Source organism: Bacteroides sp. AF25-38AC (assembly GCF_003602995.1).
GTDB lineage: Bacteria > Bacteroidota > Bacteroidia > Bacteroidales > Bacteroidaceae > Bacteroides > Bacteroides uniformis.
In genome coordinates this window covers 1-13,021 of sequence record NZ_QTMD01000018.1, presented here as the reverse complement: position 1 = coordinate 13,021, position 13,021 = coordinate 1, and the positions used below count along the sequence as shown (strand labels likewise).

The window sequence follows — 13,021 nt, the reverse complement described above, 5'->3', positions numbered from 1 at the left end:
CAGAAGTTTAATGGGTTGATAAATGATTTCACTTTTTCCTCTTGCTCTCGGCCAGCTGCTTGATTGCCAGCTCGATATTGCCACCCAGCTTCCGGGTAAGCCGCATTACTTCAAGCTTTTCCGTCTCCTCGGTCGTGTAGGTGCAGTACTCTTCCGGCGAGACCTCGGTGGCATAGACCGCCGACTGTGTTCCGCCGAGACCTATCCACACTTCCTTGTACTTGCGGGACGGGCTGTTGGCCATGTTGATGGAGAGAATCTGAGCACGTTCCTTGTCGGTCAGGCCCAGCAGGGACTGGATTTCATCGAACTTGTTGACATACTTCCTCTGGTCCAACAAAATCTTGCAGTCGCTGTTGTTGATGATGGTTCCCTTGACGATGGGTGACGAAATGATGTCTTCCACCTCCTGGGTAACGACAACAGCCTCTCCGAAAAACTTTCGGACGGTCTTGAAAAGGTAGCGGATATAGTTGCTCATATTGGCGGATGCCAATGCCTTCCAACATTCCTCAATAAGTATCATCTTTCGGATACCTTTCAACTTTCGCATCTTGCTGATGAAAGTTTCCATGATGATGATGGTGACAATCGGAAGCAGCACCTTGTTGTCACGAATATTGTCCAGCTCGAAGACAATGAAGCGTTTGCCAAGCAAATCAAGCTGTCTGTCGGAATTCAACAGGAAGTCATACTCGCCACCCTTGTAATAAGGTTCCAGCACATTCAGGAATCCCCACACGTCAAAATCCTTCTCCCGTGTACGCTTGGTCTTCAGGATTTCCTGAAATTCGTCTCGGATGAACTCATAGAAGGTATTGAAGGACGGAACCACGGTACTGTCCGTGCGTATCTTCTCCAGAAAGAGATTGACCGCGTTGGAGAGTGCCACCTCCTCGGCACGTGTCGGCGGCTCGTCGTCACGTTTCCACAGGGTAAGGATAAGCGTCTTGATGGACTCCTTCTTTTCGATGTCAAACACACCGTCCTCCACGTAGAAAGGATTGAAGGCTATCGGATCGCTCTCCTCATAGGTGAAATAGATGCCGTCCTCGCCATGCGTGCGTGCATGGATAAGGCTGCACAGTCCCTGATAGGAATTTCCCGTGTCCACCAGCAGCACATGCGCTCCCTGTTCATAATACTGGCGCACCATGTGGTTGGTGAAAAAAGACTTTCCGCTGCCCGAAGGTCCGAGGATGAACTTGTTGCGGTTGGTAATCGTACCGTTCTTCATCGGAAGGTCGGAAATGTCCAGATGGACAGGCTTTCCGGTCAGACGGTCCACCATGCGGATGCCGAACGGCGAGAGTGAATCCTTGTAGGACGTTTCCCCGATGAACAGGCACAGGGCCTGCTCGATGAAGGTGTAGAAGCTTTCCTCTGACGGGAAATCACCGGCATTGCCGGGAATGGCCGCCCAGAAGAGTGTCGGCACATCGACCGTGTTCTGACGGGGCTTGGCCTCCATCAGGGCAATCTGACTGCCCACGTCGTTCTTGATACGCTTCAGCTTCTCCCGGTCGTCACTCCATGCAAAGACGTTGCAGTGCGCACGGATGGAAGTGAGCCCCTTGCTGTGCGCCTCGTTCAGGTACTCCTCAATCCATTCACGGTTGATCTGGTTGGAGCGGCTGTAACGGGACAGCGAGTGCATGTTGCGGGCGGTCTGCTCAAATTTCCTCAGGTTTTCCGCCGAATCGTCTATGAAGAGATACTGGTTCACGATATGGTTGCACGTGAGCAGTATCCCTATCGGTGCGGCAAAGGACAGGCGGCAGTCGCTGCGATCCGTGGACAGCCGTTCATAACGGCTGTCCGTACCCACGGATGACGGCAGGTCTTCCGTTTCGGAGAGGGTATGCAGGCAGAGCAGGTTGTCGCCGACCTTCATTTCCCCGGCTCCGAGAGTGATGTCCTGCAGGCTGGTCGTATTTTCCTGCGAAAGCGAAAAATACTTTTCGATAATGCCCGCGGAGGTTTCCGTACCGGTAATCTCTTCGTCCGTCAGCCTGACCATGCGGAGCAGACCGCTGTCGTTCACGATACGCTCGAACTGCCCGCAGCATTCCAGAAAGCGTGCGACGGTATCCTTGTCCTGCATCTCCTTGGGGATGATGAACCCGCGCGTGAGGGCATTGAAGCTGCTTGTCGTGCGGCTGTGTTCCTTCGTGGTCTTTGTCAGGAACAGATAGCAGGTATGGTTCAGGTACGGCCGCTCGTTGAAATGTCTTTCAAAGCTGCGGCTGAGGAAACTCAGGTCATCCCGGCAGATATCAGGTCTGTAGCTCTCCTCAATGAAGATGTCCTGCTTGTGGACGATGCTGTAGTTCGGCAGAACCCGGACAGCCTTCGCCCATGTGGAATGGAGGGTCTCGTACTCGGCGCGTGTCAACGTGAACACTTCCGGCAGCTCCACCCTGTAGGCCACGGTGATGTCGGCATCCTTGCTGATGATACACCCGTGCTCGACGGCCATCAGCGGAAACCGGCTTTCCAGCGTGGCGGCTTTCATTACATTTCTCATACGCTTCGTTTTTTGGGGATTAGACAAATCAACCGGAGGAAACCCTTCCGGCTGATGATGTAGCGGGGATGGCGGCGCAGCGCCTGCAATTTCATCAGTCCCCATTCACCGTATTTCGCGTTCAGGCGGAAAGTCACCCAGACAAGCACCGAGGCGCAGGTGACACCGAAACCGATACATACCCACTGGTCGATGCCTGCCATGTACATGATGACAAACAGGACGAACAGGGTGAGCAGTCCGCCGGCGAAGATGAACAGGTACTGGCTTTTCAGCCCCTTGAACTCAGGACTGCGGCCGATTCCCTTGTTGATAGGATACTCCGCCATAATCAGAGGAAGAATGAGCGTAAGATGGTGGCGGCCACGATTAAAAAGATGCAGGCGCCGAACCAGCTGGCTGCCGTCTTGGAAGTGTCGGGATCTCCCGAGGAAAACTTGGAATAGACCTTCACGCCCCCGATAAGGCCGACCACGGCTCCGATGGCATAAATCAGTTTGGTTCCCGGATCGAAATAGGAAGTGACCATGTTGGTGGCTTCAGTGATGCCGCCGATACCGTTACCCTGGGCGAAAGCCCCTGTCGTTGCAAGCAGCGCCATGGCTGCAAAAAAGAATCTTTTTTTCATGTGTCGAAACTTTTATTTGGTGAGACAAAAAATGATTTCGACCACGAATATATAACGCTTAATTCATTGATTTACAACGCTGACGATGCGTAACATCGGGTGTCATTACGTTACATCGTAAAGGGATTGCGACAAAGAAAAAACAGCGGAAAAACGGCATTTGATTCTTCCGGCAAAGGTAGCCCGTGCCTTTACGGAATCTGCAAGGCAGGCCGTTCCGGTTGCCCGGGAGAAAATCATCCTCGCTGCGCTTGCGGTATTTTCTCCCGACAAGCCTTGCAGTATCCAGGCACGGGACAGAAAAGCCTGCAAGAAATCAAACTCCGGCATATACCGGACACATGTAGAACAAAAAACAGAACATCATGAAACAGGAAGAAAAAAAGGTAGCGGCATTCACGGGACACCGGAAGCAAAGACTGATGCAGGAAAACAAGGACTACCGGAACCTCAGCGGACAAATCAGGGGAAAGGTCATAACTATGATAAAAAACCTCTATGAAGAAGGTTTCAGAGAATTTTATTCGGGCATGGCAGAAGGGTTCGACATGATAGCGGCTGAAGCTGTCCTGCAACTGAAAGAACAATATGAGGATATGACACTGGCGGCTGCTATCCCTTTCAGAGCCCAAGCCGAATGGTTTGACCCGCAAGACCAGCTGCTTTACAGGGAACTGCTTAAGAAGGCTGACCGGGTAGTGATGCTTTCAGAAAAATATTACAGGGGATGTTACCTGCGCCGTGACACCTATATGGTCAGCAGGGCTTCAATGGTAATAGCATATTGGGACAACGTGTGCAACGGAGGTACATACCATACCGTGAAAAAGGCCGTGGAAACTGGACGGGAAGTCATCAATCTGTTTACTGGAGAAGTGATAACGGACATAACTGCATTGCAAAACAATCATGAACCAAATAAACCGAATATAAAATGGACAGATTTAAAAATAGGAACTTATGAAATCAAAGAAACAGATTAAAATCCCTGACCATACAGGGAAAAGAGAAACACGATTACTCGCTTTTGTATGGAACTGCGGTTTTTTCAGCAGAGACGTTTCTGATGAGAAAATCATTGAGATGTGGAGGAAATCCCCCGCCAGAAGTCTGGATGATCCTGAAGACGAGACATTCTACGATGTGGAATGTCTGACACCCGATGAACTGGCTGGACGAATCAATGACGAGTCTTTCGCGCATACGGAGGATTATGTACGTTTCATCAATGTCAGTCCCGACCTTTTGTACCCGGATAGGAAATAGGATATCCACCGTCTCATATCGCATACCCCCACTTCCCCCTAAATATTAAAAAGGGAAAGCAGGGGTATGAAACTAAAGTTATCCTGTATGTATCACTCTTTCAGATTCAACCAGAATCTCCTTCATCTGACCGTTTCAGGATGGCCACGTTTGAACTTCCTGATCACGCATACTTGTCTATATCGAAAGGCTCATCTTCCTTACTGCCTTTTCTTCCTGATACACCCCTCCGGTTTCCCAGATACTTGTCAAGCAAACCGTTCACCTTCTCCAGATTGCTCAGCTTGTCGGTCAGGAAAGCCAGTATCTCCGTTTCACTCAGTTTGTAATGGATGGTTCTTGCGGCACGCAGGGCTTTCTGTTCGTCAACAATCCCGGAAGTAAGTACTTCCGCCACGTTGTTTATTTCCTCGATTGTCAATGCCGTGTTGAAATCCGGGTCGGGTTCGGCATCTACGGGAGCCATCAGTTCCTCACGCTCTTCTTCTGTCAGTCCTTTGTTTTCCTGCTCCACATCATCAGAACCGATATCCTCGTCTTCCTCCAATGGAATTTTCTCCATCGGCTCGGAACGGGTTGGAGTCATCCTTGCTACTTTCGGGTCTTCCAGATAGATGACCTTTGTCTTGCCTATCACATCATCGTCATCCGAAGAAGAGGACGGAACAGCCGTTTCGGTTTTTCCTTTGGACTTATCCGTTTCCGGCTTTCTGCGCCTTGCCTTTCTGCGGGCACGACGCTCCGCCTCTTCCTTGCGTTGTCTGCGGTATCTCCACACTCTGACACGGGCAATCCGCATCAGCCTTAAAATGCGGTCCCATATTCCGTACATACGTCTGTGGAAAATAAATGTCCACAAATGGCACAATATATAGACAGCACATACTGCCTTTACGGTAAAATAAAATATCGCAGTCATAATTATAAAGGTTTGGTGATACATTCCGTGTACAGCTTTGACATCTCATGCTCGTACTTCTTCAAATGTTCATCTATAATCCTGTTTACAAAACCGGAAATGGGCATCTCAGGAGCGGTAACTGCCAGAAAACGCTTGATGTAGGCATAACTCTCCCGGTTGATATATACTTGTATCCGGTTGCCTACAGGATAACTTACCAAATAGGAGGATTTATAAGAACCGGTTTCCGAAGATTTGAAAGCGGATGTGTTTTCCAGTACCTCAAATGTTATTTCGGAAGTATCATCATCCCCATTGTCATGTCTTGTGATGTCTGCCGTTTCTACAGAAACGTCGCGGACATCCTTTCCGCTTTTCCTGCCCTTGAACAGCCTACGGAAAATAAACAATGACAATCTGTAAACAGTGTAAATGCAGCAACAGGCAACAATGGCCTGAAAAATAATCTGTGTCATAATCAAAATGGTTTTAATGGTTTATAATACTCTTTGTTATACAATTCGTTGATTTCGTCCCAGTGTTTCTGTAGATGGTCCACAAGGATATTGCTGATAAAGCCGGATATGCTCATCTCCGGAGCGATGACAGGCAGTACCCGTTTGATGCACTCGGCCACTTCACGGTTGATATACACATGGGAACGGTTTGACGCGGGTATATTGACCAGAAACCTTTCCCGGTATCCGAAGGATTCATCCTTTTTCCTTTTGGGCTTCTCCACGGAGGGCTTTTCCGCTGGAGTATCTGCCGGTACGGTTGCGGCGGGGCTTTTCGCTTCCTGATGTTCCACGGACTTTTCTTTCGGGGCGGGGCTGTCCTTGCCGAAAACAGGTATGTCACCGACAATGATTTCCTTCAGGACATCTTCGTCCACCTCTACGATTTTCTTTTTCATGACTGTCCGAGTTTAAGTTTGACCATAAGTTCTTCCGCAAGTTCCACCAGTCCGCTGCCTTCCAGTTGTCTGGCCGGAGGCGGCAGCAGCGTGCAACGGAAAAAGGCACGCTTGGCATGGGTAATCTCCTTTTCATAACGGCACAGGTCAGGAAGTGTGCTGTCGAGGACTGTCAGATGCAGCTCCCTCATGACTTCCGAATATGACCTGAGAATCTCCACATTGGTACGTTTTTTCAACTTGTTCCAGAAAAAGAAGATGTCCTTGAGTAACGGGGTATTTTCCATCTTCTTGATATGGTCAAGTACAGTCGTGGCAAAGGACAGCGTACTCTGCATCACAATCAGGTCCGGAACGGTGGGAGTAAGCACGTAATCCATATTGACAATCGTACGGAATACCCCGGTGGACTCGACCGTTCCGGGAAGATCCACGAAAATAAGGTCGTAATCCCCGCTTGCCGCAATCGCATCAGCCGCCTCCCTTGCCTTTTCAGCGGTGGAGCCTACAATGGGATAGGCCTTTTTCTGCACTTGGTTCCACTGCTGTTTGATCAGTTGCCGGTAATAGGCACTGTTGGAAACAGCCTTTTTGTCACGCTCCCTCATACGTACGAGACTGTGTTGGGGAGAGTCACAGTCAACGATAGCCACGTTCAGTCCCTTCTCGAAATGGAAGTAACTGGCAAGCACTACGGACAGGGCCGATTTCCCGACCCCTCCTTTCTGGTTGCTAATCGCAACGAACAAAGTTTCTTTACTCATAAGTCTTTCTTTTTAATTGTTATTGAATAAATACCGGTGTCATCCACTAATCCGTGAATCCGCAGACGTTTCTTTCCAACCATCCAAATCCGCATCCATTAACGGTATCATCCAGTGTCATAACCTTTGATGCTACTGTTACCGCATCTTTCCGACATCGCTTCCATCCGCGGTCTGTCTGTTGGTCATGACAATCCGTCAACGGTCCCGTCCGATATTGCTTCCATCATCCCAACCGTTACCGGAATCATCGGATAATATGACCATTATTCCGCTATCAGAAGGCTGGTTGCAACCGTCCGCACTGCAAATAAAAAAGGATTTTCCCGAATAATCGCCATCATCCGGAGACGGTGACGACACTTGTCATCGTATGACATCTTGTTACATATAACATACTGTTTTATAGGTAGATATACCGCCGTAACTTTGCCACCGACAACGGAATGGATGCCGGATGGAGTTATCCCGAAGCCGAAGAATGAGGCTGAAGGTCAAAACTCAATTTGACTTCAGGCAAATTCATGTTCAAGCGAACATAGCAAGTTGTGTTTTGGGCAGCCCGAAATGATTCGGGCATCCCAAAACAAACTTGCCACTCGCCTGAAGGCTCGGGAGGGATTTCCTCCAAAGTCGGAAATCCATGACGTAAAATCAGAAACAGAAAATCTCAATGCGTATGGAAGAAAACAGTAAAAGAAGAACAAGAAGAAGCACGGGCAGAAAACCGAAGACCGACCCGGCAGTATTCCGCTACGGTATCAAACTGACTTCGGAAGAGAACGGAAATTTCGAGCTGCTGTTTGAAAAATCCGGGATGAAACAACGGGCAAGATTCATCAAGGCGATGATTTTCGGACGTGAAATGAAGGTCGTCAGAATCGACAAGGTTGCGATGGACTACTACATCAGACTTACAAATTTCTATCACCAGTTCCAGGCCATCGGCAACAACTACAACCAGACTGTGAAGGCAGTCAAGTCCAATTTCGGCGAGAAACGGGCGTTCGCCCTGCTCCGCAATCTGGAAAAGGCCACCATCGACCTGGTGGTGCTGAGCAAGCGGATCATCATGCTTACCCGGGAGTTCGAGGAGGAATACCTTATAAAAAGAAAAAAGGAGGAACAGCAGAATGGTGGCTAAGATCAACAGGGGTGTATCGCTCTACGGGGCGGTCATCTACAACCAGCGTAAAGTGGATGAGGCAACCGCCCGTATCATCGCGGGCAACCGCATGATTACCGACCTCACTGGAAATCCCCACAATGTCATGCAGCAGACGCTATGGGCTTTCGAGAGCTACCTCGCCGCCAACAGGAACACGGTGAAGCCGGTACTGCATATCTCTCTGAACCCATCGGTGGACGACCGCCTCACGGACGGGCAATTCGCGGAACTGGCACGTGAGTACATGCAGAAGATGGGCTACGGCGACCAGCCCTACATCGTCTATCTGCACGAGGACATCGACCGCAGGCATGTCCATATTGTCTCCACCTGCGTGAAGGAGAACGGCGAGAAAATCAGTGACGCATACGAATGGAATCGTTCGATGAAAGCCTGCCGGGAACTGGAAAACAGATTCGGACTCAAGCCTGTGGCTGACAAGCGGAACGAACTGCTGGAACCGTATCTCAAGAAGGCGGACTACCGGGACGGGGACGTGAAACGTCAGGTCGGCAATATCCTCAAAAGTGTGTTCACCGCCTACCGCTTCCAGACATTCGGGGAGTTCAGTGCCATGCTCTCATGCTTCAACATCGAGGCCAAACAGGTTCGGGGAGAATTTGAAGGCTCACCCTACAACGGTATCGTATATACCCTGACGGACGATGCGGGTAGGCCGGTATGCACGCCCATCAAGTCTTCGCTCATCGGCAAGCGCTTCGGCTACGAAGGGATAGAAAAAAGGATTGCCGTCAATGTCCGAGATTTCAGAAACCGGAAGTGGCAACCGAAAATCCATGATGCCGTCACGCTGGCCATGCACGGCTGCCGAGGAAACCGGGAAGATTTCATCCGGCTGCTCGGGGAAAAGGGCATTGACGTGGTGTTCAGGGAAAACGAGGAAGGCCGTATCTACGGCGTGACCTTCATAGACCACAGAAACCGTGAGGTATATAACGGTTCCCGTCTGGGCAAGGAGTTTTCCGCCAACGCCTTCGAACAGCTTTTTAACAGGCCGCAGGATTTTCCGGATCCGGAATCCACCGGACAATATGCCTCCACACGGGAGAGCCTTTCCGACAACATGGAAAGCGCCATCGAGCAGGCTTTCGGAATATTCAGTCCCGACATCAACGGACCGGACCCGCAGGAGGAGGCACTCGCCCGCAGACTGCAACGCAAGAAAAAGAAGAAACGCCGTTCACGCGGCATATCCTGATTGTCAATTACCAACCATCAAAATTTTTACAGTTATGCAACAAGAAGATGATTTAAGAGGACTGGCCAAGGTCATGGAGTTCATGCGTGCCATTTCCATCGTGTTTATTGTGATCCATGTCTACTGGTTCTGCTACAGCGCATTCGTGGATATGGGCATCAACATCGGAGTCGTGGACAGGATTCTACTGAACTTCCAGAGGACGGCAGGACTGTTCAGCAACCTACTCGTGACGAAAGTGTTCGCCTTCATATTCCTGGGACTTTCGTGTCTGGGTACGAAAGGTGTCAAGAACCAGAAGATGACGTGGCGGAAAATATACGCCGCCTTCCTCGGCGGCATCGTCCTGTTCTTCATGAACTGGTGGATGCTTGACCTGCCGTTCAGTACGACATTGAATGCTACCGTATATACGCTGACGCTTACCACGGGCTACATTCTCCTGCTTATGTCGGGAATATGGATCAGCCGTATGCTGAAACACAACCTCATGGAAGACGTATTCAACACCGCCAACGAAAGTTTCATGCAGGAAACAAGGCTTATGGAAAACGAGTATTCCGTCAACCTGCCCACGAAATTTGTCTATCAGGGCAAGGAATGGGACGGCTGGATCAACATCGTGAACCCGTTCAGAGCCTCTATCGTACTGGGAACACCCGGCTCCGGAAAGAGCTATGCCGTGGTGAACAACTACATCAAACAGCAGATTGAGAAATCCTTTGCCATGTATATCTATGACTACAAGTTTCCGGACCTTTCGGAGATAGCCTACAACCATCTGCTCAAGCACAGACAACATTACAAAGTCAAGCCGGAATTCTATGTCATCAATTTCGACGACCCCAGACGCAGCCACCGATGCAATCCAATCAATCCAAGATTCATGGCAGATATCAGCGATGCCTACGAAAGTGCCTATACCATAATGCTCAATTTGAACAAGACCTGGATACAGAAACAGGGTGATTTTTTCGTGGAGTCACCGATTATCCTGCTTGCCGCAATCATCTGGTATTTGCGGATTTACAAGGACGGAAAGTATTGCACGTTCCCTCATGCAATCGAATTTCTTAACAAGCCGTATGCCGATATCTTCACGATTCTTACCTCTTATCCGTCCCTCGAAAACTATCTTTCCCCCTTTATGGACGCATGGCAAGGTGGAGCTCAAGACCAGCTCCAGGGCCAGATAGCAAGTGCGAAAATCCCTCTTTCGCGAATGATCTCGCCACAGCTTTACTGGGTGATGACGGGAGACGATTTCACCCTTGACCTGAACAATCCCGAACACCCCAAAATCCTCTGCGTGGGCAATAATCCGGACAGGCAGAATATCTATTCGGCGGCTCTCGGCCTGTACAATTCGCGCATCGTCAAATTGGTGAACAAGAAAGGACAACTGAAAAGTTCCATCATCATCGACGAGCTTCCGACCATCTATTTCCGTGGTATCGACAACCTGATTGCGACCGCCCGAAGCAACAAGGTGGCCGTCTGTCTCGGCTTCCAGGACTTCTCGCAGCTTGCACGTGACTACGGCGACAAGGAGGCGAAGGTTATCCAGAACACGGTGGGCAATATCTTCAGCGGACAAGTGGTCGGAGAAACGGCAAAATCACTGTCGGAACGGTTCGGCAAGATTCTCCAGCAGCGGCAGTCCATATCCATCAACCGTCAGGACACTTCGACTTCCATCAACACGCAGCTTGATTCCCTGATACCCGCTTCCAAGATAGCCAATCTTTCGCAGGGTACATTCGTTGGCAGCGTGGCAGACAATTTCGGGGAAGAGATAGACCAGAAGATTTTCCATGCCCGCATCATCGTGGACAGCGCAAAGGTATCGGAAGAGATGAAAGCCTACAAGAAAATTCCTGTCATCAACGAGTTCAGGGACGCGGACGGAAACGATATCATGCAGCAGCAGATTGACCGCAACTACTCGCAGATAAAGGCGGATGTCTTGCAGATAATAGAAGAAGAGATGGAAAGAATAAAAAATGATCCGGAGCTGAGACACCTCATCCCGCAGCAGGAGGGAGAAGAAAACAATGACTGAAAATAGAGAAAAAGGGAGACCGCTGTTTTATTTCCGCCTGCAAAGGTCGTCCCGTGCCCGCTGGATTGTGCAAGGCCGGGCCCCTCCGTGGTTTGCTGAAAAAATCATCCTCGCACGAGTGCTCCGGTATTTTTTCGCAAAGCCTTGCACTATCCGGCACGGGACAGAAAGGCAGGCAAGAAATAAAATACCGGCTTGACAAGCCGCAGATGTCTAACTCAAAAAAATGAAAGATATGAGCAGAAGCAACTTCACCCCGATGGAAAGATTCCATGAGATTCTAAACGGACACGGACTACAGGCCATGAACGTAGGTATAAATCATATCCGCATCTTTAGGGACGGCCGGAAAATATTCGACTACTATCCGCTGAGGATGAAACTCTTCGATTACCACAACTGGTACCAGCTTACCTATCCATCCTTCGGCAATGGCGACGGGAAATGGGAACAGGAACTTCAGGAGATAATCGGCAGACTTTCCGCCGCATAAACGGTATGCTATGGCAGCGCACATGAAAAAGACGGGATGGGACAACATCCCCGAATGGGCCATATATGCCCTGGAATACGGAACGGAAGAGGACGGCAGTCTGAACGAAAAGGAACGGGCCATGATTGAAAAATTTGTCGGCACACATTTCCCGAAAGGATACACGATGAGCGTTAATTGGGACGCCTGCAACGAGTTTGACCGCTATCCCGCATTTGGAGAGCCTTGCAAGACCTGCAAGGTTCTTTTTGTTTCACCATAAATAGACAGAAAGATGAAAAGAATGACACTGAGCGAATATCTCGCAGTCCCGGAGGATTACCGGGGAGTATGGACTACCGAACGATGGGACATTCCCGATTGGGAGACCAGAAGAAAAAGCCACATGGGAAAACGTACCCTGATGGTATATGACAGAGGTACGTGCCTGCTTGTCGAGGGACTGAGCCTTGAAATTGTGGACGACAGTGCCTGGAAGAAGCCGGAGGAAATCAAAAAGGAAATCCGTGAAAAATATCAAGAGTACCTAACTGAAAAAGGACATGAACCGTATTTTCTCGAATGTGTCATACGCTGGAATGACACCTTGGAAATGCTGGAGGCAAGAATCGTCCTGAACATGGATTCCGACACGAAAATGGATGGTGAAGTCTTCTTCTACTGCGATACTTTGGACAGCCTGCTATCGCTGGCTGACAAAAGCGGGGAAGATTTTGTCATAGCAGGATGTTTCGGCTTCGGTGAATATGAAGAACTATACAGGCAAAATAAAAAGAGAGGGTGCATCAAATATATTGCAATTTGATACACTCTCAAAATTCAGAGGTTGAAAATGCGCTCTTATTGTTAACAATCAATTAGGAAAAAGAATTTTCCTCTTAATGCATATGGAATGATAACAGTTTTATAAAGTATAACATAAAAAAGTATCCCTCCAATTACACTTATCGGTAATATGCTATATATTACATAGTTATGTATTGTTCTATTGTATTTCGAATGTTTGTACTTTTCTAATACCTAAAATCCGCAAGCAATCTCAATGGCAATCTCAATTGCAGTAAAGAGCTTGAACAC

The 13,021-nt window shown here is 49.2% G+C and carries 17 protein-coding genes; 9 read left to right on the top strand and 8 right to left on the bottom strand.

Annotated elements, in window-relative coordinates; genetic code table 11:
- Positions 1 to 28 precede the first annotated feature (28 nt).
- The 4 genes from DWY55_RS13225 to DWY55_RS13210 all read right to left on the bottom strand — a co-directional run bounded on the left by DWY55_RS13225 (position 29) and on the right by DWY55_RS13210 (position 3,485).
- Positions 29 to 2,527, bottom strand: a complete 2,499-nt coding sequence (locus DWY55_RS13225) for a TraG family conjugative transposon ATPase (protein ID WP_118686900.1) — start codon at positions 2,525 to 2,527, stop codon at positions 29 to 31.
- Positions 2,524 to 2,856 (bottom strand): DUF4133 domain-containing protein, encoded by a 333-nt coding sequence (locus DWY55_RS13220; RefSeq protein ID WP_118686899.1) that lies wholly within the window; start codon positions 2,854 to 2,856, stop codon positions 2,524 to 2,526. The genes DWY55_RS13225 and DWY55_RS13220 overlap by 4 nt, the downstream gene beginning before the upstream one ends.
- Before the next feature lie 2 nt (positions 2,857 to 2,858).
- Positions 2,859 to 3,155, bottom strand: a complete 297-nt coding sequence (locus DWY55_RS13215) for a DUF4134 domain-containing protein (RefSeq protein ID WP_072531852.1) — start codon at positions 3,153 to 3,155, stop codon at positions 2,859 to 2,861.
- A 105-nt stretch (positions 3,156 to 3,260) separates the two neighbouring features.
- Positions 3,261 to 3,485 (bottom strand): hypothetical protein, encoded by a 225-nt coding sequence (locus DWY55_RS13210; RefSeq protein ID WP_118686898.1) that lies wholly within the window; start codon positions 3,483 to 3,485, stop codon positions 3,261 to 3,263.
- 35 nt (positions 3,486 to 3,520) lie between these two features.
- Here DWY55_RS13210 and DWY55_RS13205 point away from each other — a divergent pair, with 35 nt between their 5' ends.
- Together DWY55_RS13205 and DWY55_RS13200 are read left to right on the top strand one after the other, a co-directional pair.
- The gene (locus tag DWY55_RS13205; RefSeq protein WP_118686897.1) at positions 3,521 to 4,138 is read left to right on the top strand and encodes an SLOG family protein; all 618 of its coding nucleotides are present in this window, start codon (positions 3,521 to 3,523) and stop codon (positions 4,136 to 4,138) included.
- The gene (locus DWY55_RS13200; RefSeq protein ID WP_118686896.1) at positions 4,116 to 4,421 is read left to right on the top strand and encodes a hypothetical protein; all 306 of its coding nucleotides are present in this window, start codon (positions 4,116 to 4,118) and stop codon (positions 4,419 to 4,421) included. The genes DWY55_RS13205 and DWY55_RS13200 overlap by 23 nt, the downstream gene beginning before the upstream one ends.
- A gap of 163 nt (positions 4,422 to 4,584) precedes the next feature.
- Here DWY55_RS13200 and DWY55_RS13195 read toward each other — a convergent pair whose 3' ends face one another.
- Genes DWY55_RS13195 through DWY55_RS13180 form a run of 4 tightly spaced genes read right to left on the bottom strand, consistent with a single transcriptional unit; the run spans position 4,585 to position 7,002 of the window.
- Complete coding sequence (locus DWY55_RS13195; RefSeq protein ID WP_118686895.1) at positions 4,585 to 5,340, bottom strand: DUF4122 family protein; 756 nt, start codon at positions 5,338 to 5,340, stop codon at positions 4,585 to 4,587.
- Between the two features lie 2 nt (positions 5,341 to 5,342).
- The gene (locus DWY55_RS13190) at positions 5,343 to 5,798 is read right to left on the bottom strand and encodes a DUF3408 domain-containing protein (RefSeq protein WP_118686894.1); all 456 of its coding nucleotides are present in this window, start codon (positions 5,796 to 5,798) and stop codon (positions 5,343 to 5,345) included.
- 2 nt (positions 5,799 to 5,800) lie between these two features.
- The gene (locus DWY55_RS13185) at positions 5,801 to 6,238 is read right to left on the bottom strand and encodes a DUF3408 domain-containing protein (protein ID WP_118686893.1); all 438 of its coding nucleotides are present in this window, start codon (positions 6,236 to 6,238) and stop codon (positions 5,801 to 5,803) included.
- On the bottom strand, positions 6,235 to 7,002 hold the full coding sequence (locus DWY55_RS13180; RefSeq protein ID WP_072545507.1) for a ParA family protein: 768 nt from the start codon (positions 7,000 to 7,002) through the stop codon (positions 6,235 to 6,237). Before DWY55_RS13180 ends, DWY55_RS13185 begins: the two co-directional genes overlap by 4 nt.
- 126 nt (positions 7,003 to 7,128) lie before the next feature.
- On the opposite strand from DWY55_RS13180, the gene DWY55_RS22515 reads away from it, so the two are divergent.
- The 7 genes from DWY55_RS22515 to DWY55_RS13145 all read left to right on the top strand — a co-directional run bounded on the left by DWY55_RS22515 (position 7,129) and on the right by DWY55_RS13145 (position 12,749).
- Positions 7,129 to 7,260: a hypothetical protein gene (locus tag DWY55_RS22515; RefSeq protein WP_262640236.1), complete on the top strand. Its 132-nt coding sequence runs from the start codon at positions 7,129 to 7,131 to the stop codon at positions 7,258 to 7,260.
- A gap of 415 nt (positions 7,261 to 7,675) precedes the next feature.
- Positions 7,676 to 8,146, top strand: coding sequence for a conjugal transfer protein MobA (gene mobA, locus DWY55_RS13175; protein WP_120178107.1), 471 nt, complete (start codon positions 7,676 to 7,678; stop codon positions 8,144 to 8,146).
- A complete protein-coding gene (gene mobB, locus DWY55_RS13170; protein ID WP_120178106.1) occupies positions 8,136 to 9,389 on the top strand; it encodes a conjugal transfer protein MobB in 1,254 nt (417 codons plus the stop codon). Before mobA ends, mobB begins: the two co-directional genes overlap by 11 nt.
- Before the next feature lie 34 nt (positions 9,390 to 9,423).
- The gene (mobC, locus tag DWY55_RS13165; protein WP_120178105.1) at positions 9,424 to 11,451 is read left to right on the top strand and encodes a conjugal transfer protein MobC; all 2,028 of its coding nucleotides are present in this window, start codon (positions 9,424 to 9,426) and stop codon (positions 11,449 to 11,451) included.
- A 235-nt stretch (positions 11,452 to 11,686) separates the two neighbouring features.
- The gene (locus DWY55_RS13155; RefSeq protein ID WP_055172787.1) at positions 11,687 to 11,944 is read left to right on the top strand and encodes a hypothetical protein; all 258 of its coding nucleotides are present in this window, start codon (positions 11,687 to 11,689) and stop codon (positions 11,942 to 11,944) included.
- Positions 11,945 to 11,954: 10 nt separating this feature from the next.
- Complete coding sequence (locus DWY55_RS13150; protein ID WP_120178104.1) at positions 11,955 to 12,206, top strand: DUF6926 domain-containing protein; 252 nt, start codon at positions 11,955 to 11,957, stop codon at positions 12,204 to 12,206.
- A 12-nt stretch (positions 12,207 to 12,218) separates the two neighbouring features.
- Positions 12,219 to 12,749, top strand: coding sequence for a hypothetical protein (locus tag DWY55_RS13145; protein ID WP_120178103.1), 531 nt, complete (start codon positions 12,219 to 12,221; stop codon positions 12,747 to 12,749).
- Positions 12,750 to 13,021 lie beyond the last annotated feature (272 nt).

Excerpts from the sequence above, each read along its gene's own strand:
- DWY55_RS13185 (WP_118686893.1), bottom strand. The coding sequence starts at position 6,238 with ATGAAAAAGAAAATCGTAGAGGTGGACGAAGATGTCCTGAAGGAAATC.
- DWY55_RS13150 (WP_120178104.1), top strand. The coding sequence starts at position 11,955 with ATGGCAGCGCACATGAAAAAGACGGGATGGGACAACATCCCCGAATGG.
- DWY55_RS13180 (WP_072545507.1), bottom strand. The coding sequence starts at position 7,002 with ATGAGTAAAGAAACTTTGTTCGTTGCGATTAGCAACCAGAAAGGAGGG.
- DWY55_RS13195 (WP_118686895.1), bottom strand. The coding sequence starts at position 5,340 with ATGACTGCGATATTTTATTTTACCGTAAAGGCAGTATGTGCTGTCTAT.
- DWY55_RS13210 (WP_118686898.1), bottom strand. The coding sequence starts at position 3,485 with ATGCCGGAGTTTGATTTCTTGCAGGCTTTTCTGTCCCGTGCCTGGATA.
- DWY55_RS13155 (WP_055172787.1), top strand. The coding sequence starts at position 11,687 with ATGAGCAGAAGCAACTTCACCCCGATGGAAAGATTCCATGAGATTCTA.
- DWY55_RS13205 (WP_118686897.1), top strand. The coding sequence starts at position 3,521 with ATGAAACAGGAAGAAAAAAAGGTAGCGGCATTCACGGGACACCGGAAG.
- DWY55_RS13215 (WP_072531852.1), bottom strand. The coding sequence starts at position 3,155 with ATGAAAAAAAGATTCTTTTTTGCAGCCATGGCGCTGCTTGCAACGACA.
- mobB (WP_120178106.1), top strand. The coding sequence starts at position 8,136 with ATGGTGGCTAAGATCAACAGGGGTGTATCGCTCTACGGGGCGGTCATC.
- DWY55_RS13225 (WP_118686900.1), bottom strand. The coding sequence starts at position 2,527 with ATGAGAAATGTAATGAAAGCCGCCACGCTGGAAAGCCGGTTTCCGCTG.
- DWY55_RS13200 (WP_118686896.1), top strand. The coding sequence starts at position 4,116 with ATGAAATCAAAGAAACAGATTAAAATCCCTGACCATACAGGGAAAAGA.
- DWY55_RS13190 (WP_118686894.1), bottom strand. The coding sequence starts at position 5,798 with ATGACACAGATTATTTTTCAGGCCATTGTTGCCTGTTGCTGCATTTAC.
- DWY55_RS13220 (WP_118686899.1), bottom strand. The coding sequence starts at position 2,856 with ATGGCGGAGTATCCTATCAACAAGGGAATCGGCCGCAGTCCTGAGTTC.
- mobA (WP_120178107.1), top strand. The coding sequence starts at position 7,676 with ATGCGTATGGAAGAAAACAGTAAAAGAAGAACAAGAAGAAGCACGGGC.
- DWY55_RS13145 (WP_120178103.1), top strand. The coding sequence starts at position 12,219 with ATGAAAAGAATGACACTGAGCGAATATCTCGCAGTCCCGGAGGATTAC.
- mobC (WP_120178105.1), top strand. The coding sequence starts at position 9,424 with ATGCAACAAGAAGATGATTTAAGAGGACTGGCCAAGGTCATGGAGTTC.